This is a genomic window from Streptomyces sp. ISL-99 (assembly GCF_018614005.1).
In the GTDB taxonomy this organism is placed as follows: Bacteria; Actinomycetota; Actinomycetes; order Streptomycetales; family Streptomycetaceae; genus Streptomyces; species Streptomyces flavidovirens.
The window spans coordinates 165,193-187,377 of sequence record NZ_JAGGPC010000028.1 but is presented as its reverse complement, the minus strand read 5'-3'; the positions used below and the strand labels follow the sequence as shown (position 1 = coordinate 187,377).

Here is a 22,185-nt window from a genome sequence, read left to right as displayed (position 1 = left end):
GGCCCTAACGCGGCAGCACCACCACACAGGCGGACGGCTCCCGGTCCGAGGACGCCATGAGAGCGGTCCGTACGACGGTCGCCTGCTGCTCCATCGATTCCCGCAGCTTCTTCGGCGTGATGTGTACGACGGTGATACCCAGCCGCTCCAGGTGTTCGCGCTTGCGGGCGTACTCCGACCATTCCCCAAGCTCCCGGCTTCGCTCGCGCGGGGGAGACCCCATTGCGTCCTCGTCCTGCCGCGGCGCCCGGGTGTCCAGCTCCACGGCCACGGCCTGCTCGGGCCAGTAGACGTCGACGCCGCCGAGGTGGGGCCCGCCGGGCAGCCGCAGGTCGACGTTCCAGAGCGGGTCGGGCAGCCCGTACTGCCGCACCATTTCGTACAGCCGGTCCTCGGCGATGGCGCGCCCCTCGGCGAGCAGTGAGTCGACGGCGTCGATGACATGCGGCCGCGACAGCAGCCGCCCGAGCGTCAACTCACGCACCACGGCGGCCGGCTCGCAGTGCGAGCCGCGCACGGCCTCGGTGAGCAGCCGGCGTACGGCATCGGCGTCGGTGAGGTGCGCGACGGCGTCGGCGAGGGCGCGGGCGACCGGGGCGACGGGCAGGCCGCCGATCTCCTGGACCTGGGGCATGGCATGCACCCGGATCAGCCGCGCGCACCCGGTGGACCGCAGCCGTCTGGTGCGCGGCACGAGCACATCGATCCGGTCGAGGGAGATCAGCGGGGGAGCGGAGGAGAGGCGGTGCAGGGCGAGCGCGGCCAGCCCGGTGATCACGACGTCACCGTACGAGCCCGCCTGCCCCTCCGCCCTGACCTGCGCGGGAACCACCGGACTCGCGGCGGAGCCGATGGGCCGCCCCGCGTACAGCAGGGCGGCGTGCAGCCGCTCCTCGCTGGTGGGAGGGCCCGGGTGCAGCACGTAGACGCCGGGCAGGATCTGCTGCCAGGGCCCGCCGGGGCGGCACTGCGCGGCGGTCTGGGCGGCGGACACGCCGTGCGCGCGCAACTGCGCCGCGGACAGCACGCGCCGCTGGGCGTCGGTGAGGTGGCTGAGGGGGCGGGGGGAAACCGGGGTGTTGTGGCTCATGTTCCAGGAGCTTCCCGCCGACCCCCCACTCCCTAACCGCTGTTACACATCCGTCGACAATTCAGGACAACCCTGCGCTAAAGTACGGCCGTTCGATTGCCGAAACCCCACCCGCCGAACGGGCGAACACTCCAGGCCAGGGCCCCTCGGCCACTCACCCCACCGCACCCTGGTCGCACGCCTGCGCCCGCAGCGCCCGCGCCAAGTCGTCCCGCGCCTCGAGCACCAGCCGCCGCAGCGCCGGCGCCGCGTCCGCGTGGCCGGCCAGCCACGCGTCCGTGGCGTCCAGCGTGCCCTGGCTGTCCTGGAGCCCCGGGAACAGCCCCGACACCACGTCCATCCCGATCTGGATGGACCGCTCAGCCCACACCCGCTCGATCGCCGCGAAGTACTTCTCCGCGTACGGAGCGAGCAACTCCCGCTGCCCCGGCTGCACAAAGCCGTCGATCGTAGCCACGACCAGCGCGTTCGACAGTGAGTCGGACTCCACGACCGCCGCCCACGCCTGCGCCTTGACCGCCGCCGAGGGCCGTGAGGCCAGGCACCGCACCTGGTGGCGCTTTCCGGAGGCCGTGTCGTCCCGTGCCAGCTCCGCGTTGATCACCTTCTCGTCCGCGACACCGTGCGAAGCGAGCGGTCCGAGGAACGCCCAGCGCAGTTCTTGGTCCACCTCAAGCCCGTCGATCTTGGCGGTGCCCTCCAGCAGCCCTTCCAGCAACTGGAAGTCCGCCTCCCGGCAGGCCGCAGCCGCGAAGAACCGTGCCCACGTGAGCTGGTGCTCACTGCCCGGATCCGCGATCCGCAGTTCCCGCAGCGCGCCCTCCGCGAGCGCCTGCCCGCCCTCCTCGCGCCACTCGGGAGCCGCGTAGTGCGTGAGCGCGGACCGCGTCCACGCGTGGAGCATCTGGAGCACGCCGATGTCGCTCTCGCGGCCCGCGAACCTCAGCACGAGGTCCACGAAGTCCCGCGCCGGCATCAGGGCGTCGCGCGTCAGGTTCCACAGTGCGGACCAGCACAGCGCCCGCGCCAGCGGGTCACTCACCTCACCGAGGTGAGCGCGCAGGGTCCCCAGCGACTCCGCGTCGAAACGGATCTTGCAGTACGTCAGGTCGTCGTCATTGACGAGCACCAGATCCGGCCTCTCGCTGCCCGCGAGCTCCGCCACGACCGTACGCGGACCGTCGACGTCCACCTCCGCCCGCGCGTACCGCACGAGCGAGCCGTCCGCCTCCTCGCGCCGGTACAGCCCGACAGCCGCCCGGTGCGGCCGCAGCAGCTCAGGATGCGATGCGGAGCTCTCCTGGAACACCGCCAGCTCGGTGATCCGCCCGGCGGCGTCGTACACCACCTGCGGCGTGAGGGTGTTGACCCCCGCCGTCTGCAGCCACGCCCGTGACCAGGACGCCAGATCGCGCCCCGAGGTCTCCTCCAGCACGGCGAGCAGGTCCTCCAGCCGGGTGTTCCCGTACGCGTGGCGCTTGAAGTACCGCCGGGCGCCTTCCATGAAGGCGTCCTTGCCGACGTACGCGACGAGCTGCTTCAGTACGGACGCGCCCTTGGCGTACGTGATCCCGTCGAAGTTGAGCTTCGCGGCCTCCAGGTCATGGATGTCGGCCGTGATGGGGTGCGTCGAGGGAAGCTGGTCGGCGCGGTACGCCCACGACTTCCGGTTGTTGGCGAAGGTGATCCACCCGTTGCTGAAGCGGGTGGCCTCCACCATCGAGTACGACCCCATGAAGTCGGCGAAGGACTCCTTGAGCCACAGCTCGTCCCACCACTGCATGGTGACGAGATCCCCGAACCACATGTGCGCCATCTCGTGCAGGATGACGTTCGCCCGCCGCTCGTACGACGCCTGCGTCACCTTCCCGCGGAAGACGTACTCCTCGCGGAAGGTCACACAGCCGGGGTTCTCCATGGCGCCGATGTTGTACTCGGGCACGAAGGCCTGGTCGTACTTCCCGAAGGGGTACGGGAAGTCGAAGTTGTCGTGGAAGAAGTCGAGGCCCTGCTTGGTGACGGTGAAGATGTCGTCCGCGTCGAAGTGCCGGGCGAGGCCCTTGCGGCACATGGCGCCGAGCGGGATCTCGATCTCCGTACCGTCGCTGAGCGTCCGCCGGTAGAGATCGCTCTCGTAGTGGTACGGACCGGCGACGAAGGCGGTGATGTAGGTCGAGATCGGCTTGGTCTCCCCGAACCGCCACACCCCCTCGTCGGTCCGCTCGCCGACCCCGTTGCTCCACACGGTCCACCCGTCGGGAGCCGTCACCTCGAACCGGAACGGCGCTTTGAGATCCGGCTGTTCGAAGTTGGCGAACACGCGGCGCGCGTCGGCGGGCTCGTACTGCGTGTAGAGATAGACCTCGCCGTCCTCGGGATCGACGAAGCGGTGCATGCCTTCACCGGTGCGGCTGTACGCGCACTGCGCGTCCACGACCAGGACGTTCTCCTCGCGCAGCCCGGCCAGCGCGACCCGCTTGCCGTCGAAGACGACGCCGGGGTCCAGCGCCTCGCCGTTGAGTGTGACGGCCGTCACGGAGGGCGCCAGGAGATCGGCGAAGGTACCGGCGCCGGGCCGCACGCACCGGAACCGAATGGTGGTCACCGAACGAAACGTGCGCGGACCGCCTCCGCTGTCCGGGGCGCTCTCCCCGCCGCCGTCCCGGGCCTCGCCGACCGCTGATCGCAGGTCGAGGGCCACTTCGTACCCCTCGACGGACAGCAGCTCGGCCCGCTCGCGGGCCTCGTCGCGGGACAGATTCTCACCGGGCACGGGCACTCCTTCGTGTCTCGTCACAACCTCCCGATCCTCGCACGCGGCGCTGTCCGGGGGAGCGTGGGAATGCCTCCGGCGGCCGGTGGTGTTGCCACGGTCAGATTGCGACCGCGCGCTGCGCGCTATTGAGGAGAGACATGCCCGAGAGCTCCGAGAACGGCAGGACCACGGCGGATTTCTGGTTCGACCCGCTGTGCCCGTGGGCCTGGATGACGTCCCGCTGGATGCTGGAGGTGCAGAAGGTCCGTGATGTCGAGGTCCGCTGGCACGTCATGAGCCTGGCCGTACTGAACGAGGACAAGATCGACGAGCTGCCGGAGCAGTACCGCGAGCTGCTCGGCCCCAAGGGCTGGCGTCCGGTGCGTGTGGTCACCGCGGCCCGGCAGCTGCACGGCGACGAGGTGGTCGGCAAGCTGTACACGGCGCTCGGCACGCGCTTCCACAACCAGGGCGAGGGCCCGACCCTGGAAGCCATAGAGGGCGCCCTGGCGGATGCCGACCTTCCGGCGGACCTGATCGAGTACGCCGACAAGGACACGTACGACGCCGAGGTGCGCGCGTCGCACAAGGTGGGCATCGACAAGGTCGGCCAGGAGGTGGGCACTCCGGTGATCTCCGTCCCCGGCGCGAACGGCGAGGAGATCGCTTTCTTCGGCCCGGTGGTCACCCCGGCCCCGAAGGGCGAAGAGGCGGCACGCCTGTGGGACGGCACGCTGATGGTGGCGTCGATCCCCGGCTTCTACGAAATCAAGCGCACGCGCACACAGGGCCCGATTTTCGACTGACTCAGCACGCAGCCGGCCCCCGCGAGTCACGTCCTCGCGGGGGCCGGCCGTTCTTCCGCCTGCAAGTGAAGGTTGAGAAGACGATCACGAGCAGGACGCCATTAAGTGCCCGGTGCGGCTGGTCTACGGCGCCAGCAGCAGGTTGTTCGCGCGGTCCTTCGCCGCGGCGTAACGCTTCGACACGTCCTGCCAGTTGACGACCTTCCACATCGCCTCGATGAAGTCCACCTTCTGGTTCTTGTACTGAAGGTAGAAGGCGTGCTCCCAGGCGTCGAAGACCAGGATCGGGACCGAGCCCTGGCCGACATTGCCCTGGTGGTCGTAGACCTGCTCGACGATCAGGCGGCCGCTGAGCGGTTCGTACGCCAGAACGCCCCAGCCCGAACCCTGGGTGGTCGCGGCGGCCTTGGTCAGCTGGGCCTTGAACTTGGCGAAGGAGCCGAAGGACTCGGCGAGCGCGTCCGCGAGCTCGCCGACGCCGTCCGCGGCCAGCGGCTCGCCACCGCCGTCGCCGGTCATGTTGTGCCAGTAAATGGAGTGCAGGATGTGACCGGAGAGATGGAACGCGAGGTTCTTCTCCAGCCCGTTGATCGCTCCCCACGACTCCTTGTCGCGCGCCTCTTCGAGCTGCTCAAGAGTGTCGTTCGCACCCTTCACGTAGGCCGCGTGGTGCTTGTCGTGGTGCAGCTCGATGATCTGCGGGTTGATGACAGGTTCGAGCGCCGCGTAGTCGTACGGAAGTTCAGGAAGTGTGTAAATGGCCATGTCCGAGCCCTCCGACTGCTTATTGCGACCTATATGCAAGTGCAGATTAGCAGCAGGAGGGTCCGGAGTTGATCAGCCCTCGGTCGTTCGCTGGTCCTAGGACCCGGCTGCGGCGGCCGCGTCCCTAGCGATGACCGCGAGGTCGGGGAAGTCGGTCACCACCGCGTCGACGCCCATCCCGTAGTGCAGGGCGTACTCCGCGAAGGCGTCGCCGAAGTCGTTGGGCGCGGTGCCGCGGCGGAACTGTGCGGGCAGGAACTGGTTCTCGCAGCGGAAGGTGTACGCCCCGACCTTCAGCCCCGCTGCGTGCGCGTCCGCGAGCAGCGGAGAGGGCGCCACGACCGACGACTTGTCCGGTCCGATCCAGTCGGCGTACTCCGCGATCCGGCCCAGACCGGCCGGCGTCATCATTTCCTTGTACGTCACCGGGTGGCCGTACGGACCGCCCGTGGTCCCCAGCGCCTGCCACAACGGCAGCCGCAGCCGCGCCTCCGCGATCCGGGTCAGGCTCGAAGGCTCGAACGACTGGACGACGCACTCGTCCGGCCGGAGCCGGTTGCGCCGAACGACTTCGACGAGCGCCGGTTCGAGGGGCAGGCCGATCGAACGGAAGTAGGTCGGATGCTTCGTCTCCGGGAACACGGCGATCGTGCGCCCGTACCGCTTGGACAGCTTCCGTGCCAGGTCCACGACTTCCTGGAACGTCATGACCTCCAGGCGGCCGTCGAAGACGGTGTTCCTGTTCCTGACCAGCGGCAGACGCTCCACGGCGCGCAGGGTCTTCAGCTCGGCGAGCGTGAAGTCCTCCGTGAACCATCCGGTGACGGACCGGCCGTCCACGGTCTTCGTGGTACGCCGCGAGGCGAATTCAGGGTGTCCCGCGACGTCCGTCGTCCCGGAGATCTCGTTCTCGTGCCGTACGACGAGGACGTGGTCCTTCGTCGGTACGAGATCCGGCTCGATCCAATCGGCGCCGGTCTGGACGGCATGGGTGTACGAGGCGACCGTGTGCTCGGGCCGCCACCCGGCCGCGCCGCGGTGTCCGATGACGACGGGACCCTTGGGCCGGCGGCGTGGTTCGTCCGCGGCTGCCGAGCCAGTGCCGGGCAGGGCGACGACGGCGGATGCGGCGGCGCCGGCGAGGAGTACGGAACGGCGTCTCGGTGCGGGCATGGAAGTCTCCCTGGTAGGCGGGGATATGGGGGGCGGCGACTGCACGATAGGGCCGCCCTGTGTCCGTACGGAGCTGAGTACGCCCCCTTTCACGCAGTGGCCGACCGGAGGTCACGCGGGCTTCACTTGACGGCCCGCACCCCACGAAGCCCGCATCCTCCACCCCGCCTCACCTGCCAGGCCGCCGGTAAGGGGATGTGCCGGGGCGCTCCCCGAGGGCCGGGAGACGGTGCATGGCCACGCCCGCCCCCGTCTCACCTGCCACGGTGCCAGTCGGGGACGTGCCGGGGCGCTGCAGGGCCGGGTGACGGTACATGGGGCCACCCCCACCCCCGTCTCACCTGCCAGGCCGCCGGTGAGGGGACGTGTCGGGGCGCTCCCCGCAGGGCGTTGAACGCAACCACCGCGAACGAACCAACGCAGTACCCGAACGTTCGACGCCCGAGGAGACGCCCCGGCGCGGCACCGACCCCGAAGCCACCGCAACCGCACCCCCGACCAACTCAGCCCCCGCCACGGCCCCGCGCCCGCCTCCGCGCCTCAGCCAAGTGCGCCAGATGCTTCGCGTACGCCACCGTGTAGAACTCCGCCCGCCCCGCATCCGGCTCGATCACCGCCGTCGGGCGCGTCCACGAAGCCGCGTCCAGCTCCACCCCGTACCGCTCCGCCGCCGCCAGCACCGCGCCCCGCGCGCCCACCTCGCCCTCGACCACGCGCAGCGGGCGGCCCAGTACGTCGGCGAACAGCCGCGTCCACGCCGGCGAACGCGTCCCGCCCCCGCACACCGCCAGGTCACCCGTGAGACCCGCCGCCTCCAGGCAGTGCCGCGCGGCGAAGGCGATGCCTTCGCACGTCGCCCGTACCAGGTCGCCCTTCGTCGTCTCCAGCGAAACCCCCGTCAGCTCCGCCCGCAGCCGCGGCTCCACGAACGGCGCCCGTTCCCCCGACGGCGCGAAGTAGGGCAGGACCTGTACCCCGTTCGCCCCCGGCGGCGCCTGGTCCAGGAGCGCGTCGACCTCCGCGTGCCGTACGCCCGTCGTCCTCAGCACCCAGTCCAGCGCCGCCGTGCCCACCATCGCCGGCATCGCGCGCAGCCACTGCCCCTGCCGGTCGGTCGAGATGTACAGGCCGGCCGGCTCGCCGGCCTCCAGGTCCAGGGTGTCCGTCGCGACCAGCGACGCCAGGCACGTGCCGATGATGAGCAGCCCGTCCCCCGGCCGCGTCACCCCCGCGCCGAGCGCGCACGCGGGCAGGTCGTACGGGCCGTTCGCGATCCGCGTGCCGGGCGGCAGGCCGGGGCCACGCGCCCGACCGACCGCGACCGGATCGCTGACCGGGGCCAGCAGGCCACGCCGGTGGGTCAGGCCCAGCAGGGCCAGCGACTCGTCGTCGTACGTCCGCGTCCGTGGGTCGAGGAACGGCATGGACGCGTCCGAGACGTCCGTCGCCCGGACCCCCGTCAGGCGCTGGAAGATCATGTCCTTGCAGTACAGGGCGGTAGCGGCGCCGTCCAGAACCTTCGGCTCGTGCCGGTCGAGCCACCCCAGTACCGGCCCCGGACACCCCGGGAACATCGCACTGCCCGTACGCCGGAAGAGGGAAGCGAAGACGCCGGAGGCCATCCACTCGTCGAGGAGTTCGTGCGCCCGGCCGTCCATCCAGGAGATCGCGGGCCGCACCGGGCGGCCCTGCGCGTCGACCAGCCACACCCCGTCGCCCTGCCCGGTGAGCCCGGCCAGTTCCACCGCAGCGGGCCCGGCCGTCCCCGACGTCAGCGTCGCCAGGACGTCCACGACCGCTGCGTACACCTCGTCCATGTCCTGCTCGACGAACCCGTCGCGCATGTCGAGCGCGACCGGCCGGGACTCGACCGCGAGCTCCCGCCCGGACGCGTCGAAGGCCGCCGCCTTGACCATGGACGTGCCCACATCGATTCCGACGTACATGTTCCCGACGACCTCCTCAGGTCAGGCAGTGCGCGAGCTCAGGTCAGGCAGTGTGCGAGTGGGGACCCTCCGGCGTACCTCGCCACCTCGGCCGCCGCGATGCGCGCGGCCTTCTCGGCCACCTGCCGGCTCGCCCCGCCCAGGTGCGGCGTCATCACGACCCCGGGTACGCCCCTCAGCCGCGCGTCGGCGGGCAGCGGCTCCTGCTCGTACGTGTCGAGGGCCGCCGCCGCCAACTGGCCGCTCTCCAGCGCGTCGCACAGCGCCTCGGTGTCCACCAGCGGACCCCGCGCCACATTGACCAGCACCGACGAGCGCGGCAGCAGGCCCAGTTCGCGGGCGCCGATCAGGCCGCGCGTCTCGTCGGTCAGGCGGGCGTGCAGGGTGACGACCCGCGACCGGGACAGCAGGGCGTCGAGCGAGGCGACCCGTACGCCGTGCACGTCGCCGCGCAGGTACGGGTCGTACACCTCCACCTCCGCACCGAAGGCGCACAGCACCCGCGCGACGCGGCTGCCGACCGCGCCGTAACCGATCAGCCCGACCCGCGTGTCCTCCAGCTCCGGCCCGCACCGTTCGTACGTGTAGCAGGAGCCGTCCCAGACCCCCCGCCGCGCCAGCGAGTCGTGGGTCTGCGGGATGCGTCGCATCGCGGCCAGCATCATCCCGACCGTGAACTCGGCGGTGGCCGCCGCGTTGCGGCCCGGCGCGAAGCACACCTTCACCCCGCGCGCCCGCGCCGCCTCCACGTTGACGTTGACGGGGCCGCCGCGGCAGACGACGACGAGCCGCAGCGCGGGTGAGGAGTCCAGTACGCGCTCCGTGAACGGCGCCATCTGGGTCACGCACACCTCGACGTCCCGCAGCGCCTCGATCAGCGCGTCCTCGCAGTCGCTGGCCTCGTCGACCTCGGCGACCTTGCCGAAGGGTTCGAGCGGCCAGGGGAGGGTGAGCTCGGTCAGTTCGAAGGGGGACGCGGTGACGGCGGCCTCCAGGGCGTCACCGATCAGTGAGTTGAGGACGAAGTGATCACCGGCTGCCAGGATTTTCATCGCAGAGCCTCTCCTGTCTCGGCGTCGAAGACATGTGTGAGCTGCGGGTCCGCGCTCACCCGCACGGTGTCGCCCCGGTCGAGGAACACCTCGGGACCGGTCTGTACGACGAGGGGCCCGGCCACTCCGGCGAGGGCGAGCGTGGCGATGCCCGACTCCAGGAGCGGTTCGTGCGCGCTGACCTGGGCCGGTACGGCGGCCACACCGTCCTCGCCGCCGGACAGCCGGTCACCGCCGAGCCGCAGATCCTCGGGCCTGATCCCCAGCACCACCTCCCGCCCCGCCGCCAGCCGCCCGGCTGCGAGCCGCACCGGAACAGCCAGCCGCACCGTGTCCGAGAGCCGTACGAACCCTCCCGCCTCGGCGACTCCCGGCAGCAGGTTGATCGCGGGCTCCCCGACGAAGTCGGCCACGAAGAGATTCGCCGGACTGTCGTAGATCTCGTACGGCGTGCCGAGCTGCTGGATGACGCCGTCCTTCATGACGGCGATGCGGTCGGCGAGCGACAGCGCCTCCTCCTGGTCGTGCGTGACCAGAATGGTGGTGTGGCCCAAGTCCTTCTGGATGCGCTTGAGTTCGCGGCGTGTGGTGTCGCGCTGCGCCGCGTCCAGGTGCGAGAGCGGCTCGTCGAGCAGCAGTACGTCCGGCTCGCGGATCAGCGCCCGCGCCAGCGCCACCCGCTGCTTCTGGCCGCTGGAAAGCCCGCCCGGTCTCGCGTCGAGCAGCTCCGTCAGACCGATCCGCTCGGCCATGTCCCGTACGCGCGAGGCCACTTCCCCGCGTGGCGTGCCGCGCGCCGCGAGCCCGAACCCGAGGTTGCCGGCGACGGTGAGCGGCGGATAGAGCGCGTAGTTCTCGAAGGCGACCCCGATATTGCGCTGCTGGGCGGGGACCTTCACCACCGATTCGCCGCCGACGAGGATGTCCCCGCCGGTCACCTCCTCCAGACCCGCGATCATCCGCAGCGTGGTGGACTTGCCGCAGCCGGAAGGGCCGAGCAGGCCGAGCAGCTCCCCGGAGCGCAGTTCCAGGTCGATGCCGCGTACGGCCTCCACCTGGGGGCGGCCCCGCGACGCGTAGGTCTTGCGCAGCGCGCGCAGTGCCAGCTCAGTCACGGTCCGGCCCTCCCGTCGCCGCAGCGGCCACCCCAGCCCCCGTCACCGTCGCCGTGGGGCACACCTCGTACGGCACCTTGTGTTCGTCGAGGTCGCGCAGCAGCTCCGCCGACGCCCCGTCGTCGACCAGCACCAGATCGAAGCGGGAGAGCGGGGCGAGCCGGTGCAGGGCGACGCGGCCGAGCTTGGAGTGGTCGAGCAGCAGCACGTTCTTCGCGGCGGAGTCGAGCATGGCCCGCTTGACGGAGACGATGTGCTGCTCCTGGTGGTAGGCGAAGCCGCCGGAGACGGCGGACGTCGACGTGAAGCAGATGTCGACCTGGAGGAGCTGGACGGCTTCCATGCACGAGACGCCCAGGAACGACGAGTGCAGCGGATCGTAGTCGCCGCCGAGCGCCATCAGGTGGATGCCGCGCTCGCTCGACAGCAGCGTCAGCGCTTCGAGGAAGTTGGTGACCACGGTCAGGGGAGTGATGGCGGCGGAGCCGAGCCGGCGCGCGATCTCCAGCGTGGACGTCGAGTCGTCGAGCATCACCGCCATGCCGGGCTCGATGAGCCCCAGCGCGTGCTCGGCGACGGCGGCCTTCTCCGCGCGCATCGTCTTGAGCCGGTACGCGACGTTCGACTCGAACACGCCGGACGGCTGGGCGGTCACGCCGCCCCTGAACTTCCGTACCATCCCTTGCCGTTCGAGCTCGTCGAGGTCCCGGTGGATGGTCATCAGGCTGACGTCGAACCGCTCGGCCAGCTCGGCGGCCGTCGCCGACCCCGCCGCGAGCACCCACTCCGCGATGGCCGCCTGGCGTGGCGCGGGCCCGCGCTCCCGCTGGTCGCCGCTCACTCGGTGATCCTTCGCCCCGGCCGGCCCTCGGCGTCGTCCGCCGCGAACAGCAGCAGGCTCTCCGGCCGTACGGTCAGCCTCACCGGCGTGTCGGGCCGCAGCCCGGCGGCGTCCGCGCGCGGCACGACCAGCGACAGGTGCTGTCCGCCGAGCCGTACGGTGACCTCGGTGGCGCGGCCCAGGACTTCGGTGATGTAGACGCTGCCCACCAGCTCGATGGCGCCCGGTCCGAGGGCCGAGGAACCCAGCGACAGATCGCGCGGCCTGACCCCGATCTGCACGGCTGTGCCGGGTGCGACGGACCGTACCGGCGGCGCGTTCGGCGAAGTCAGCGGAATCTCGAAGAACCGGTCGGCGGACATGAAGGCGCCGTCATCCGTGACGGTCCCCGGCAGCAGATTGATGCGGGGCCGGCCGAAGGAGCGGGCGACGAAGGTGTCGTACGGCCGGTGCCAGATCTCCTCGCGGGTGCCCGTCTGGACGATCCGGCCTTCCCTGATCACCCCGATACGGTCGCCGAGTGCCAGCGCCTCCACCGAGTCGTGCGTGACGTACAGGGTCGTGGTGCGCCGGACGGCGCCGATGGCCTTCAGCTCGGCGCGCATCGCCTGGCGGAGCTTCGCGTCGAGGTGGGACAGCGGCTCGTCGAGGAGGAACGCGCGGGCGGGGCGCACCAGGACGCGGCCGAGGGCGACGCGCTGGCGCTGCCCGTTGGACAGCCGGCCGACGGGGCGCTCCAGGAGCGCGCCGATGCCCAGGAGGTCCGCGACGGCGCCGACGCGCTCGTGGGCCTCGGCGGCGGGCAGCCTGTAGCGGGGGGAGCGCAGTGGGGAGGCGAGATTGTCGTACGCGCTGCGGTGCGGGTAGAGGGCGTACGACTCGAAGCACATCGCGACGCCCCGGTCGTACGGCTCGACTCCCGTCATGTCGGTGCCGTCGAGCGAGACCGTCCCCGACTGGGGCTCCTCCAGCCCCGCGACGGTCTTGAGCGTCGTGGTCTTGCCCGCGCCGGACGGCCCGAGCAGGCAGAAGAACTCCCCTTCCTCGACGTCGAGATCGAGACCGTCGAGCGCCTTGCGCTTGCCGTACGACGTGTGGATGCCGCGCAGCGAGATGGCGGCCGTCGGATTCGGCATCAGGATTTCACCGCCCCGAAGGAGAGCCCGCGCACCAGATAGCGCTGGATGGTGAGGGCGAGGAGCAGCGGCGGGATCACCGACACCAGCGCCGCCGCGGCCGTCAGGTTGTACTTGGGGCGGTCGCCGCCGAGGAAGGACAGCGCGCCGACCGTCACCGTCTGGGCCTCGGAGGACGTCAGGATGAGCGGGAAGACGAAGTTGTTCCAGGCGAAGATGAAGGCGAGCAGCGAGACCGCGGCGATGCCCGGCTTGACCAGGGGCAGCGCGACTTTGAAGAAGGCCTGTTTCCTTGTGTAGCCGTCGAGCAGCGCGGCCTGTTCCAGCTCGGGGGAGAGGTCGGAGAAGTACGAGCGCATGATCCAGACGATCAGCGGCAGCGTGACGAGCTGGAGCACCCAGATCATGCCGACGTACGTGTCGAAGAGCCCCAGCTTCTGGTAGAGCACGAACAGCGGGATGATCACGGTGAGTTCGGGCGCGAACCGGAAGGACAGCAGGGTGAACATGAGGTTCTCCGAGCCACGGAACCTCCACCGGGCGGCGGCGTACGCGGCGGGCAGCCCGATCACCAGAGACAGCCCCACAGCCCCCAGCGACACCACCAGACTGTTGACGAAGAACCGCAGGAACGGCACGGCCTCGTCACTCCCCGCCCCGAGCACGGTCCGGTACGAGTCGAGGGTGGGGGTGAACGAGAAGTACGTACTGAACAGCTCGTTCGCCGGCTTCAGCGAAAGAATGACCATCCAGGCGATCGGAAAGAGCGCGAAGAGAAAGTACAGAATCAGCGCCCCGTCCGCGGCGACAGCGATCAGTTTGCCCCTCACCCTGCGCTTCACTTGGGCACCTCCGCCGCCCGGTTCTGGATCTTCCCGAGATAGCGCACCAGCACCATCGTCACCAGGTACACCACCGCCCACAGCACGATCATGTAGCTGATCCCGAACGAGTACCGCTGGAAGCGGATCGCCTCCAGGTACGCCCGGATCTGGAGCACCACGGTCGAGTCGCCGGGCCCGCCCTCGGTCAGGGCGTAGATGATGTCGAAGACCTTCAGCGAGTCCATGAACCGGAAGATCACCGCGACCAGGACGTACGGCCACAGCATCGGCAGCGTCAGCTTCCGGAACGTGAACCACCAGCCGGCCCCGTCCACCGCCGCCGCTTCGAACGGCGACGTGGGCAGCGACCGCAGCCCCGCCAGCGCCAGGATGGCCACGAAGGGCGTGTAGACCCACACGTCCACCGCGATCGACGAAAGCAGCGCGCCGGCCGGGGTGTCCGTCCACTGAACACCCCCCATCCCGAGGGGTTCCAGCAAGTAATTGACGACTCCCACACTCGGCTGGAGCATCAGCTTCCACATGATCGCGGCGATCACGGGCGCGATCATCAGCGGCAGGATGAGGATCTTCTCCAGTACGCGCCCGACGAGCGTGGAGCGATGCAGCAGCAGCGCCACCCCCACCCCCAGCACCGTCTCCACGGCCGCCGCCCCCACCGCGTACAGCACCGTCACCCAGGCCGAGTCCCAGAACGACGACTCACTGAAGATCCGCCGGTAGTTCTCAAGACCGACCATGTCCGGCTGCGGCTTGCTCGCCGCGAAGTCGAAGACCGTGTAGTACAGCCCGAGCCCGAAGGGATACAGAATCCCGCCGGTGAGGAGCAGGGCGGGCACGATCAGCAGATACGGCCGCAGCGAACGCCGCCAGCGCGGTACGACGCGCGCCGGCGGCCCGCTTCCCTCGCGTGAGGCCGCCCCGTGGCCGGTCTCGCTGAGGGACGACGACATGGGAGGCGTCACCCGACCTTGGAAGCCAGGTCGCCCGCCAGCCCGTTCAGAACCGACTTGGCGTTCTTGCCGCCGTATATCTCCTGGAGCGAGGCCGCCCAGCTCGTCGTCGCGTCGAAGAACTGCTCCTGCGGTGTGAACTGGATCTTCGTCTGGTCGACGACCGTCTCGAAGGTCTCGATGAAGCCTTCCAGCCCCTTCATCTTGTCCTTGTAAGCCGCGTCCTGACTGATCGACTTTCGCACCGGGTCGATGTGGTTGCTCTCGATAGCAGCTCTCCGCAGATGCTCCTTGCCGGTAGCCCACTGCAGGAACAGCCACGCCGCGTGCTTGTTCTTGCTCTTGGCGTTCATGCCGAGCGACCAGATCCACATGTTCGTGGCAAGCGACCCGTCGGGCCCCTTCGGCCCCGGATGGAAGGCGATCTTCCCGGCGGCCGGCGACGCGCCTTTCACCGCCTGGAAGTACGCGGCCGTATCGGCGTCGAAGAGCATCCCGGCCTTCTTCGCGCCGAGGTCGCTGGAGCACTGGTACCAGGTGTACGAGGTCCAGGACGGCGGCCCGCCCTTCTTCACCATCTCGGCCCAGTCCTGGGTGAAGGCGACGGCTTCGGGCGTGTTCATGGCGGGTTTGACCTTTCCACCCTCAACCGTGAAGTCCTTCAGCCCGAACCGCGAGTACATCGTCATGAAGCCGGGGTGGATCGTCGCCCAGCTCCGCGACCCGCGCACCGCGACGCCGTACATCCCGTCGAAGCCGGCGCCCGGCGCCTTGCGCTTGATGACACCCGAGATCTCGCGCAACTCGTCGAAGGTCTCGGCCGGCTTCAGCCCCAGCTTCTTGAAGACCTCGGTGTTGTACGCGACGACGTTCGTCTCCCAGCCCCACGGCAGCGCGTACTGCCCGCCCTGCCCGAGCGGCGCGCCCGCTTTGAGCGACCACTGATCGGCCTGCAACAGGTTGGGAAAGAAGTCCCCTTGGTCCCACTCCCCACCGGTCGCCGAGGAGTTGCTCATCCAGGGCCCGAGATCCTCCAGCCACCCCGGCGGCCCGTACTGCCAGACCATGTAGGCGCCGAGCATGAAGATGTCGTACGAGGCGCGCCCGCTGGACAGATCGACCGTGAGCTTGTCGAAGTAGTTGTCCTCGGGGAAGACGTCGTACTCGACCTTGATGCCGGTCTTCTCGGTGAAGGACTTGAGGTCGGCGATCAGCGCATCGGTATAGGGGTGCTTGTTGAGCAACGCCTTGACCGTTTTCCCCTTCGCCTTCTTCCAGTCGAACGAGCCGGTGACGTCGTCGGCGGCCGACCCGCCGCCCTTCGTGTTCTCGTCGCCGCCGAAGCCGGCGCCGCAGGCGCTCAGCAGCGGGGTGGCGGAAGCGGCCGCCGTGAGGGCGAGGAACCGCCGCCGGTCATGTACGCGCATGTCCATCCCGACCTCCGCCAACACGTGCAGTCGATTGGTTAACAGAGCTTCGGACAGCGGTAGTTGGGCGTCAATCCCTCGCGCAACGGAAAATCTCGGTGCACAGTGAGAACTTCACAGACGGCGCCGATATGCGCGGGAGAATCGTGTGCGGTCGGACGAATCCGCCAAGGACACAGCCTGGCTGGGCAACGACATCGGTACGCACGCCCCCACGCCCCACTGGGCGAATCCAGCCCGTCCGTCGCTTGAGGCCGGAACCGCCGACCGGGCCCCGGCCCACCACCCAGCCCCGTCCGGCGTTTGAGGACGGAACCGTCGGCCGGGTCCCCGCCCACCACCCCAGCCCGTCCGGCGCCTGAGGACTTTCGGGAAGGGGCGGGTAGGGGAAATCGCATCGTGAGCACGCGCGGGACCCCCCGGCCATAGCGGCCAGGGGGTCCCTTGAACTGCGACGCGTCGCTCAGTCCTTCTTGGTCGCGGCAGCGTCCGACGCAGGCTCGGCCACGACATCGGCCTCCGCCTCCGCCTCGGCCTCGGCCACGACATCGGCAACGGCCTTGGCCACAGCCTCAGCGACGGCCTCGGTGACAGCTTCCGAGACGGCCTTCGTGACGGCCGCGGTGGTCTTCGTGACGGCTTCCGTGACGGCGGCAGTCACGGCTTCGGTCACGGCCTTCGTGACAGCCTCCGTAACGGCCTCGACGGCAGCCTCACTCGCGGCGGCCTCCGGGACGGCGACCGCGACAGCCTCGGCAACAAACCACCGGCTCGGCCTCCACCGCGGGCTCGCCGTCGGCCTTCGCGAGGGCCACCCGTGCGGGCTCGGCGACGACCACCGCAGCCGACTCACCAGCAGGCTCGGCCGGGACACCGCCCGGGTCCCCCTCACCCGCGGCCACGGCCACAGCCACAGCCACAGCCCCCGACTCACCCACCGGCGTCCGCACCATCTGCAGCACAAACCCCGCCACAGCCAGGAACAGCGTCAGACCACCGCTCCAGTACAGCTGCAGCCGAGTGCCCTCCTCACGGGCCATCAGCACGAACACCGCCGCCATGCCCGCGAGCGCCACCCAGGTCAGCACCGGGTAGAGCCACATCTTCACGACAAGCTTCTCCGGCGCCTCGCGCTCGGTCCGCCGGCGCAGCACCAGCTGCGAGACGGCGATGAAGATCCAGACGACCAGGATCAGCGCGCCGATCATGTTGAGCAGCCACTGGAAGATGTCGTTCGGCCGCCAGTAACTGAGCAGCACGCACACGAAGCCGAACACGGAAGACACCAGCACGGCGGTGCGCGGCACACCGCCGTAGACCGCCCCCAGCGCCTTCGGTCCCTGACGGCGCGAAACCAGCGAGCACGCCATGCGCGAGGCGCCGTAGATGTTGGCGTTCATCGCCGACAACAAAGCAACCAGCACGACCACGTTCATGATCTGACCGGCGGCGGGGATGCCCAGGTGGTCGAGGGTCGCGACGTACGGCCCCTTCTCCACAACGGCCTTGTCGTTCCACGGCACCAGCGTGACGATGACCGCCATCGAGCCGATGTAGAAGATCGCGATGCGCCACATCGCCGTACGCACGGCCTTCGCGACGCCCTCGATGGGACGCTCCGACTCGGCCGCGGCGATGGTGACCGTCTCCAGGCCGCCGTACGCGAACACGGAGGCCAGCAGGCCGACGATCAGCCCCTCGGAACCGTTCGGCATGAAGCCGCCGATGCCCGTGAGATTGCCCGAGCCCGGCGCAGACGCGTCGGAGCCCGGCAGGAAGCCGACGATCGCGAGGACGCCGATGCCGAGGAACACGACGATCGCGCCGACCTTGAGCGCGGCGAACCAGAACTCGAACTCGCCGAAGTTCTTCACGGCCGCCAGGTTCGTGCAGCAGAACACCAGCATGAAGAGGGCGACCCACGCCCACTCCGGGGTGTCGGGGAACCAGCCGACCATGATCTTCGCGGCGCCGATGCCCTCAAGGCCGACCGCGACACAGAGCAGGAACCAGAACGCCCAGCCCGCCGTGAAGCCGGCCCACGGGCCGATCGCGCGCTCCGCGTGTACGGAGAAGGAGCCGGAGGCCGGGTTGGCGGCCGACATCTCGCCCAGCATGCGCATCACGAGCATCACCAGCAGCCCGGATATCGCGTAAGCGACGATGATCGAAGGGCCGGCGGCGGCGATACCCGCACCCGACCCGACGAAGAGTCCCGCACCGATGACGCCGCCGAGGGCGATCATCGACAAATGGCGTTGCTTGAGTCCGTGCGTGAGCGGCGAGTCGACCTTGTTGCCGATGTCGACAGCGCCGACATCCTCGACGGGCGCCGGCGCGGAAGTCCGAGACATGGATGTGCCCTGTTCAGTAGCTGAGACCGGGGGGAACAGACGCCACAGTCTGAGTACGCGCACCGCCCACAGGGAACACTTGACCGCTATACGGACACCACGCTCACACTTTGTGAACGATCACGCACGCCGTGCACGCAACTCCCTCACCATCGCCACCACCAGCACCGCCCCGGTCGCGGCGGCCGACCACAGCAACTGCGGCCGCGCCGCGTCATCGGTGAGCATCAGCAGCAGTACGCCGCCGAGCCCGGCCAGTGTGACCCAGGTGAGCCAGGGGAAGCCCCACATCTTCAGCGTCAGCGTCTCCGGCGCCTCGCGCTCGATGCGCCGGCGCAGGCGCAGCTGCGACGCGGCGATGAGCCCCCAGACGAACAACAGCACCGCGCCCACCGCATTGAGCATGTAGAGGAAGACGGTGTCGGGCCACAACAGATTGAGGACCACAGAGACGAACCCGAAGGCGACCGAGGCGAGTACGGCCCGCCGAGGAACCCCACCGCTCTCACCTTCACCACCCGAAACCTTCAGCAGCGCCTTCGGCGCCTCCCCGCGCTCCGCGAGCGAGAACACCATCCGCGAGGATCCGTACAGATTGGCGTTGAGCGCGGACAGCAGGGCGACGAAGACCACGATGTTCATGATCTGCCCGGCGGCCGGAACACCGATCGCGTCGAGCACGGTGACGTACGGGCTGATCCCGGCCTTCTGCGCGGTCCAGGGCAGGACCGTCACAATGACGACCATCGACCCGACGTAGAAGAAGAGGATCCGCCACACAGCGGCGCGCACCGCGCGGGCGACATTGCGGGCCGGGTCCTCGGTCTCGGCGGCGGCGATCGTGACGACCTCAAGGCCACCGAAGGCGAAGACAACGGTCAGTACCCCGGCGACAACGCCTTCCCACCCATTCGGCAGGAACCCGCCCGCACCGGTCAGATTCGTGACCCCGACAGCCTCGGTCTCGGGCAACACCCCAAAAACAGCGAGCAGCCCCAGCCCGAGGAAAAGAACAATCGCGGCGACCTTGAGCCCGGCGAACCAGAACTCGAACTCGCCGAAGTTCTTCACGGCCGTCAGGTTCGCGCAGGTGAACACCACCATGAAGATCAGCACCCACGCCCATTGCGCGATGCCCGGCACCCAGCCGTTCGCGATCTGTGCCGCGGCCGTCGCCTCCACCGCCAGCACCACGACCAGCAGGAACCAGTACAGCCAACCCACGCTGAACCCGGCCCAGCGGCCCAGTGCCCGCTCGGCGTGCACCGAGAACGAACCGGAAGCGGGCATCGCCGCCGACATCTCACCGAGCATCCGCATGACCAGCATCGCGAGCGTGCCGGCGATCAGATACGAGACGACGATTCCAGGACCGGCGACGGCGATCCCGGCGCCCGAACCCACGAACAGCCCGGCGCCGATCACCCCGCCGAGGCCGAGCATGGTCAAGTGGCGCTGTTTGAGCCCATGTGCCAGCGGCTCGGCCTGATCGTTGTGCATGTTGCTCGCAGCTCTAGAAAACATTCAATGGTCGTTTAGCAAGAACCTACAGTCTCCCCAGGCCCGCCCGTTCCCCGCAAAAGCGCTCCCAGCCGCCCGACCTCAGTGACGAGCATCACGCAATCAAGCGATTACCGCCCACTCTTTGTACGAACTCCACCACGCCACCAAGCTTCCCTTTGTCAGCGGCTGATGGTGATCGCTCGTTAACCCCTGGGCTACGGTCACGATGTCCTTTTCTGTCCAGCCCCTTTCCCTTCGCGGAGTCCCGATGAGCACTGCTGCCGCCCCCGCCCGTTCCGGAGCGGTCCTCGCCGACCTGCTGCCGTCCACCACCACCGCCGCCCGGGCCTTCGCCCGCGACGCGGCCCTGGTGCTCGGCGGCGCCGCGCTCACCGGTATCGCGGCCCAGATAGCCGTCCCGGTCCCCGGCTCCCCGGTCCCCGTCACCGGCCAGACCTTCGCCGCGCTGCTCGTCGGCACGGCCGTCGGCGCCCGGCGCGGCTTCCTCTCCCTCGCCCTGTACGCCCTGGTCGGCATGGCCGGCGTGCCGTGGTTCGCGGGCGGCACCTCGGGCGCGGGTGGCGCGTCCTTCGGCTACGTACTCGGCATGCTGCTGGCCGCCACCGTCGTCGGCGCGCTGGCCCGCCGGGGCGGCGACCGCTCGGTGCTGCGCATGGCGGGCACGATGGTCCTGGGCTCGGCAGTGATCTACGCGATCGGTGTCCCGTACCTCGCCCTCTCCACCGGCATGTCGCTGGGCGCGGCCGTGGCGGCGGGCCTGGTCCCGTTCCTGATCGGCGACGCGCTGAAGGCGGCGCTGGCGATGGGAGCCCTGCCCACCGGGTGGAAGCTGATGGGCGACCGAGGCTGATTCCCCCGTAACCAAACGGAAGGGCCCGCACCTCCACCCGAGGCGCCGGCCCTTCCCCATTTCCGTACGTACTACGCCCGGCCGGCCGACTCCTCGGCCTCACTGCGACCACGCCGCAGCTTCTCGCGTACGAACGCGATACCGACCACGACGGCCGCCACCAGCAGCGACAGCAGCACCTGCTCGCGCGCCGCGTCGTCGAACGCCATGTAGACAATGACGAACGTGATCATCGCCGCGGTCGCCCACGTCAGATACGGGAAAAGCCACATCTTCACGATCAGCTTCTCCGGCGCCTCGCGCAGGATGATGCCGCGCATCCGCAGCTGCGTGAAGCAGATGACCAGCCACACGAACAGCGCGACCGCGCCCGAGGAGTTCAGCAGGAATGCGAACACCGTGTCGGGCCACTTGTAGTTGAAGAAGACGGCGACGAACCCAAAGGCGACGGACGACAGGATCGCCGCCGTCGGTACGCCCTTCTCGCTCGTACGGGCGAACGACTTCGGCGCGTCACCGCGCTGGCCGAGCGAGAACGCCATCCGCGAGGCCGTGTACAGCCCGGAGTTCAGGCACGACAGCACAGCCGTCAGCACGATGACGTTCATGATCTGCCCGGCGTGCGGAATCCCGATGGAATTAAGAGCAGCGACGTAGGACCCGTCCTTCAGGATCGACTTGTCGTTCCAAGGCAGCAGCGTCAGCACCACAAAAATCGAGCCGAGGTAGAAGACGCCGATACGCCAGATCACGCTGTTCGTGGCCTTGGTGACGGCCCGCTGCGGGTCGGACGACTCGCCGGCCGCCAGCGTGACGATCTCGCTGCCCATGAACGAGAAGACGACCATCAGCACACCGGTCAGAATCGCACCGGGCCCGTTCGGGAAGAACCCGCCGCTGTCCGTGAGATGAGCGAACCCCGCCCCCGGGTTGTCGGACCCCGGCAGCACCCCGAAGACGGCCAGCAGACCGATGACAACAAACCCACCGATCGCGACGACCTTGATCCCGGCGAACCAGAACTCAAACTCACCGTACGACGACACCGAGACCAGGTTCGTGGCGGTCAGCGCGACCATGACGATCAGCGCCCAGCCCCACTGCGGTACGGCCGGTATCCACCCTTCGAGGATCTTCGCGCCCGCGGTCGCCTCGACCGCCAGCACGACCACCCAGAAGAACCAGTACAGCCACCCGATGGAGAAGCCGGCCCAGCGCCCGAGCGCGCGGTCCGCGTACGCCGAGAAGGAGCCGGACGTCGGGTTCGCCGCGGCCATCTCGCCGAGCATCCGCATGACGAAGACGACGAGGGCGCCGACGAGTGTGTACGACAGAAGAATCGCCGGGCCGGCGGCAGCGATGCCGCCGCTCGATCCCACGAAGAGACCGGCGCCGATGACGCCGCCAATGGCAATCATGGACAAATGGCGGTTTTTCAGACCGGCCTGGAGACCGTCGGAGGACTGCGGATTCCCTGGTTCTACGGGGTTTCCGCCTGCCTTCGCAAGGGTCGGCTGCGCGCTCATGCACAATCCTTAGCTTCTTGGGTCACT

18 protein-coding genes are annotated in these 22,185 nt (G+C 69.3%); 2 read left to right on the top strand and 16 right to left on the bottom strand.

Features of this window, described 5'->3' with window-relative positions:
• Nucleotides 1-4: 4 nt before the first annotated feature.
• Both J7E91_RS17440 and pepN read right to left on the bottom strand, forming a co-directional pair.
• Nucleotides 5-1,090, bottom strand: coding sequence for a hypothetical protein (locus tag J7E91_RS17440; RefSeq protein WP_214905160.1), 1,086 nt, complete (start codon nucleotides 1,088-1,090; stop codon nucleotides 5-7).
• A 154-nt stretch (nucleotides 1,091-1,244) separates the two neighbouring features.
• Nucleotides 1,245-3,863, bottom strand: coding sequence for an aminopeptidase N (gene pepN / locus J7E91_RS17435; protein ID WP_214905140.1), 2,619 nt, complete (start codon nucleotides 3,861-3,863; stop codon nucleotides 1,245-1,247).
• Nucleotides 3,864-4,003: 140 nt separating this feature from the next.
• Here pepN and J7E91_RS17430 point away from each other — a divergent pair, with 140 nt between their 5' ends.
• Nucleotides 4,004-4,651, top strand: a complete 648-nt coding sequence (locus J7E91_RS17430; RefSeq protein ID WP_214905137.1) for a DsbA family protein — start codon at nucleotides 4,004-4,006, stop codon at nucleotides 4,649-4,651.
• Nucleotides 4,652-4,774: 123 nt separating this feature from the next.
• Here J7E91_RS17430 and J7E91_RS17425 read toward each other — a convergent pair whose 3' ends face one another.
• From J7E91_RS17425 to J7E91_RS17365, 13 genes are all read right to left on the bottom strand, one after another.
• Nucleotides 4,775-5,416, bottom strand: coding sequence for a superoxide dismutase (locus J7E91_RS17425; protein ID WP_214905134.1), 642 nt, complete (start codon nucleotides 5,414-5,416; stop codon nucleotides 4,775-4,777).
• Between the two features lie 96 nt (nucleotides 5,417-5,512).
• Nucleotides 5,513-6,589: a glycerophosphodiester phosphodiesterase family protein gene (locus J7E91_RS17420; RefSeq protein ID WP_214905131.1), complete on the bottom strand. Its 1,077-nt coding sequence runs from the start codon at nucleotides 6,587-6,589 to the stop codon at nucleotides 5,513-5,515.
• Between the two features lie 503 nt (nucleotides 6,590-7,092).
• A complete protein-coding gene (locus tag J7E91_RS17415) occupies nucleotides 7,093-8,535 on the bottom strand; it encodes an FGGY-family carbohydrate kinase (RefSeq protein WP_214905129.1) in 1,443 nt (480 codons plus the stop codon).
• 38 nt (nucleotides 8,536-8,573) lie between these two features.
• Entirely contained in the window at nucleotides 8,574-9,587 is a 1,014-nt protein-coding gene (locus tag J7E91_RS17410) for a 2-hydroxyacid dehydrogenase (protein WP_214905125.1), read from the bottom strand.
• Complete coding sequence (locus tag J7E91_RS17405) at nucleotides 9,584-10,702, bottom strand: ABC transporter ATP-binding protein (RefSeq protein ID WP_214905121.1); 1,119 nt, start codon at nucleotides 10,700-10,702, stop codon at nucleotides 9,584-9,586. Before J7E91_RS17405 ends, J7E91_RS17410 begins: the two co-directional genes overlap by 4 nt.
• Nucleotides 10,695-11,543, bottom strand: a complete 849-nt coding sequence (locus J7E91_RS17400; RefSeq protein ID WP_308376704.1) for a DeoR/GlpR family DNA-binding transcription regulator — start codon at nucleotides 11,541-11,543, stop codon at nucleotides 10,695-10,697. Before J7E91_RS17400 ends, J7E91_RS17405 begins: the two co-directional genes overlap by 8 nt.
• Entirely contained in the window at nucleotides 11,540-12,679 is a 1,140-nt protein-coding gene (locus J7E91_RS17395; protein WP_214905118.1) for an ABC transporter ATP-binding protein, read from the bottom strand. The genes J7E91_RS17400 and J7E91_RS17395 overlap by 4 nt, the downstream gene beginning before the upstream one ends.
• Nucleotides 12,679-13,521 (bottom strand): carbohydrate ABC transporter permease, encoded by an 843-nt coding sequence (locus tag J7E91_RS17390; protein ID WP_308376701.1) that lies wholly within the window; start codon nucleotides 13,519-13,521, stop codon nucleotides 12,679-12,681. Before J7E91_RS17390 ends, J7E91_RS17395 begins: the two co-directional genes overlap by 1 nt.
• Nucleotides 13,518-14,477, bottom strand: a complete 960-nt coding sequence (locus J7E91_RS17385; RefSeq protein ID WP_214905115.1) for a carbohydrate ABC transporter permease — start codon at nucleotides 14,475-14,477, stop codon at nucleotides 13,518-13,520. The genes J7E91_RS17390 and J7E91_RS17385 overlap by 4 nt, the downstream gene beginning before the upstream one ends.
• 8 nt (nucleotides 14,478-14,485) lie before the next feature.
• Nucleotides 14,486-15,904 (bottom strand): sugar ABC transporter substrate-binding protein, encoded by a 1,419-nt coding sequence (locus J7E91_RS17380; protein ID WP_251015790.1) that lies wholly within the window; start codon nucleotides 15,902-15,904, stop codon nucleotides 14,486-14,488.
• A 463-nt stretch (nucleotides 15,905-16,367) separates the two neighbouring features.
• Nucleotides 16,368-16,577, bottom strand: coding sequence for a hypothetical protein (locus tag J7E91_RS17375; RefSeq protein ID WP_214905109.1), 210 nt, complete (start codon nucleotides 16,575-16,577; stop codon nucleotides 16,368-16,370).
• A 40-nt stretch (nucleotides 16,578-16,617) separates the two neighbouring features.
• Complete coding sequence (locus J7E91_RS17370) at nucleotides 16,618-18,258, bottom strand: amino acid permease (RefSeq protein WP_308376700.1); 1,641 nt, start codon at nucleotides 18,256-18,258, stop codon at nucleotides 16,618-16,620.
• A 120-nt stretch (nucleotides 18,259-18,378) separates the two neighbouring features.
• Entirely contained in the window at nucleotides 18,379-19,758 is a 1,380-nt protein-coding gene (locus J7E91_RS17365) for an amino acid permease (protein WP_251015789.1), read from the bottom strand.
• Nucleotides 19,759-20,029: 271 nt separating this feature from the next.
• On the opposite strand from J7E91_RS17365, the gene J7E91_RS17360 reads away from it, so the two are divergent.
• A complete protein-coding gene (locus J7E91_RS17360; protein WP_214905100.1) occupies nucleotides 20,030-20,632 on the top strand; it encodes a biotin transporter BioY in 603 nt (200 codons plus the stop codon).
• Nucleotides 20,633-20,703: 71 nt separating this feature from the next.
• Here the strand turns inward: J7E91_RS17360 and J7E91_RS17355 are convergent, their stop codons facing one another.
• Nucleotides 20,704-22,158 carry an amino acid permease gene (locus tag J7E91_RS17355; protein WP_214905098.1) on the bottom strand — a complete coding sequence of 485 codons (1,455 nt, stop codon included), beginning with the start codon at nucleotides 22,156-22,158 and terminating at the stop codon, nucleotides 20,704-20,706.
• Between the last annotated feature and the right edge of the window lie 27 nt (nucleotides 22,159-22,185).

Bases quoted from the DNA above. Each gene is read 5' to 3' on its own strand.
- J7E91_RS17370 (WP_308376700.1), bottom strand. From the start codon at position 18,258: ATGTCTCGGACTTCCGCGCCGGCGCCCGTCGAGGATGTCGGCGCTGTC.
- J7E91_RS17395 (WP_214905118.1), bottom strand. From the start codon at position 12,679: ATGCCGAATCCGACGGCCGCCATCTCGCTGCGCGGCATCCACACGTCG.
- J7E91_RS17360 (WP_214905100.1), top strand. From the start codon at position 20,030: ATGAGCACTGCTGCCGCCCCCGCCCGTTCCGGAGCGGTCCTCGCCGAC.
- J7E91_RS17440 (WP_214905160.1), bottom strand. From the start codon at position 1,090: ATGAGCCACAACACCCCGGTTTCCCCCCGCCCCCTCAGCCACCTCACC.
- J7E91_RS17415 (WP_214905129.1), bottom strand. From the start codon at position 8,535: ATGTACGTCGGAATCGATGTGGGCACGTCCATGGTCAAGGCGGCGGCC.
- J7E91_RS17355 (WP_214905098.1), bottom strand. From the start codon at position 22,158: ATGAGCGCGCAGCCGACCCTTGCGAAGGCAGGCGGAAACCCCGTAGAA.
- J7E91_RS17420 (WP_214905131.1), bottom strand. From the start codon at position 6,589: ATGCCCGCACCGAGACGCCGTTCCGTACTCCTCGCCGGCGCCGCCGCA.
- J7E91_RS17385 (WP_214905115.1), bottom strand. From the start codon at position 14,477: ATGTCGTCGTCCCTCAGCGAGACCGGCCACGGGGCGGCCTCACGCGAG.
- J7E91_RS17410 (WP_214905125.1), bottom strand. From the start codon at position 9,587: ATGAAAATCCTGGCAGCCGGTGATCACTTCGTCCTCAACTCACTGATC.
- J7E91_RS17430 (WP_214905137.1), top strand. From the start codon at position 4,004: ATGCCCGAGAGCTCCGAGAACGGCAGGACCACGGCGGATTTCTGGTTC.
- J7E91_RS17380 (WP_251015790.1), bottom strand. From the start codon at position 15,904: ATGCGCGTACATGACCGGCGGCGGTTCCTCGCCCTCACGGCGGCCGCT.
- J7E91_RS17365 (WP_251015789.1), bottom strand. From the start codon at position 19,758: ATGCACAACGATCAGGCCGAGCCGCTGGCACATGGGCTCAAACAGCGC.
- J7E91_RS17425 (WP_214905134.1), bottom strand. From the start codon at position 5,416: ATGGCCATTTACACACTTCCTGAACTTCCGTACGACTACGCGGCGCTC.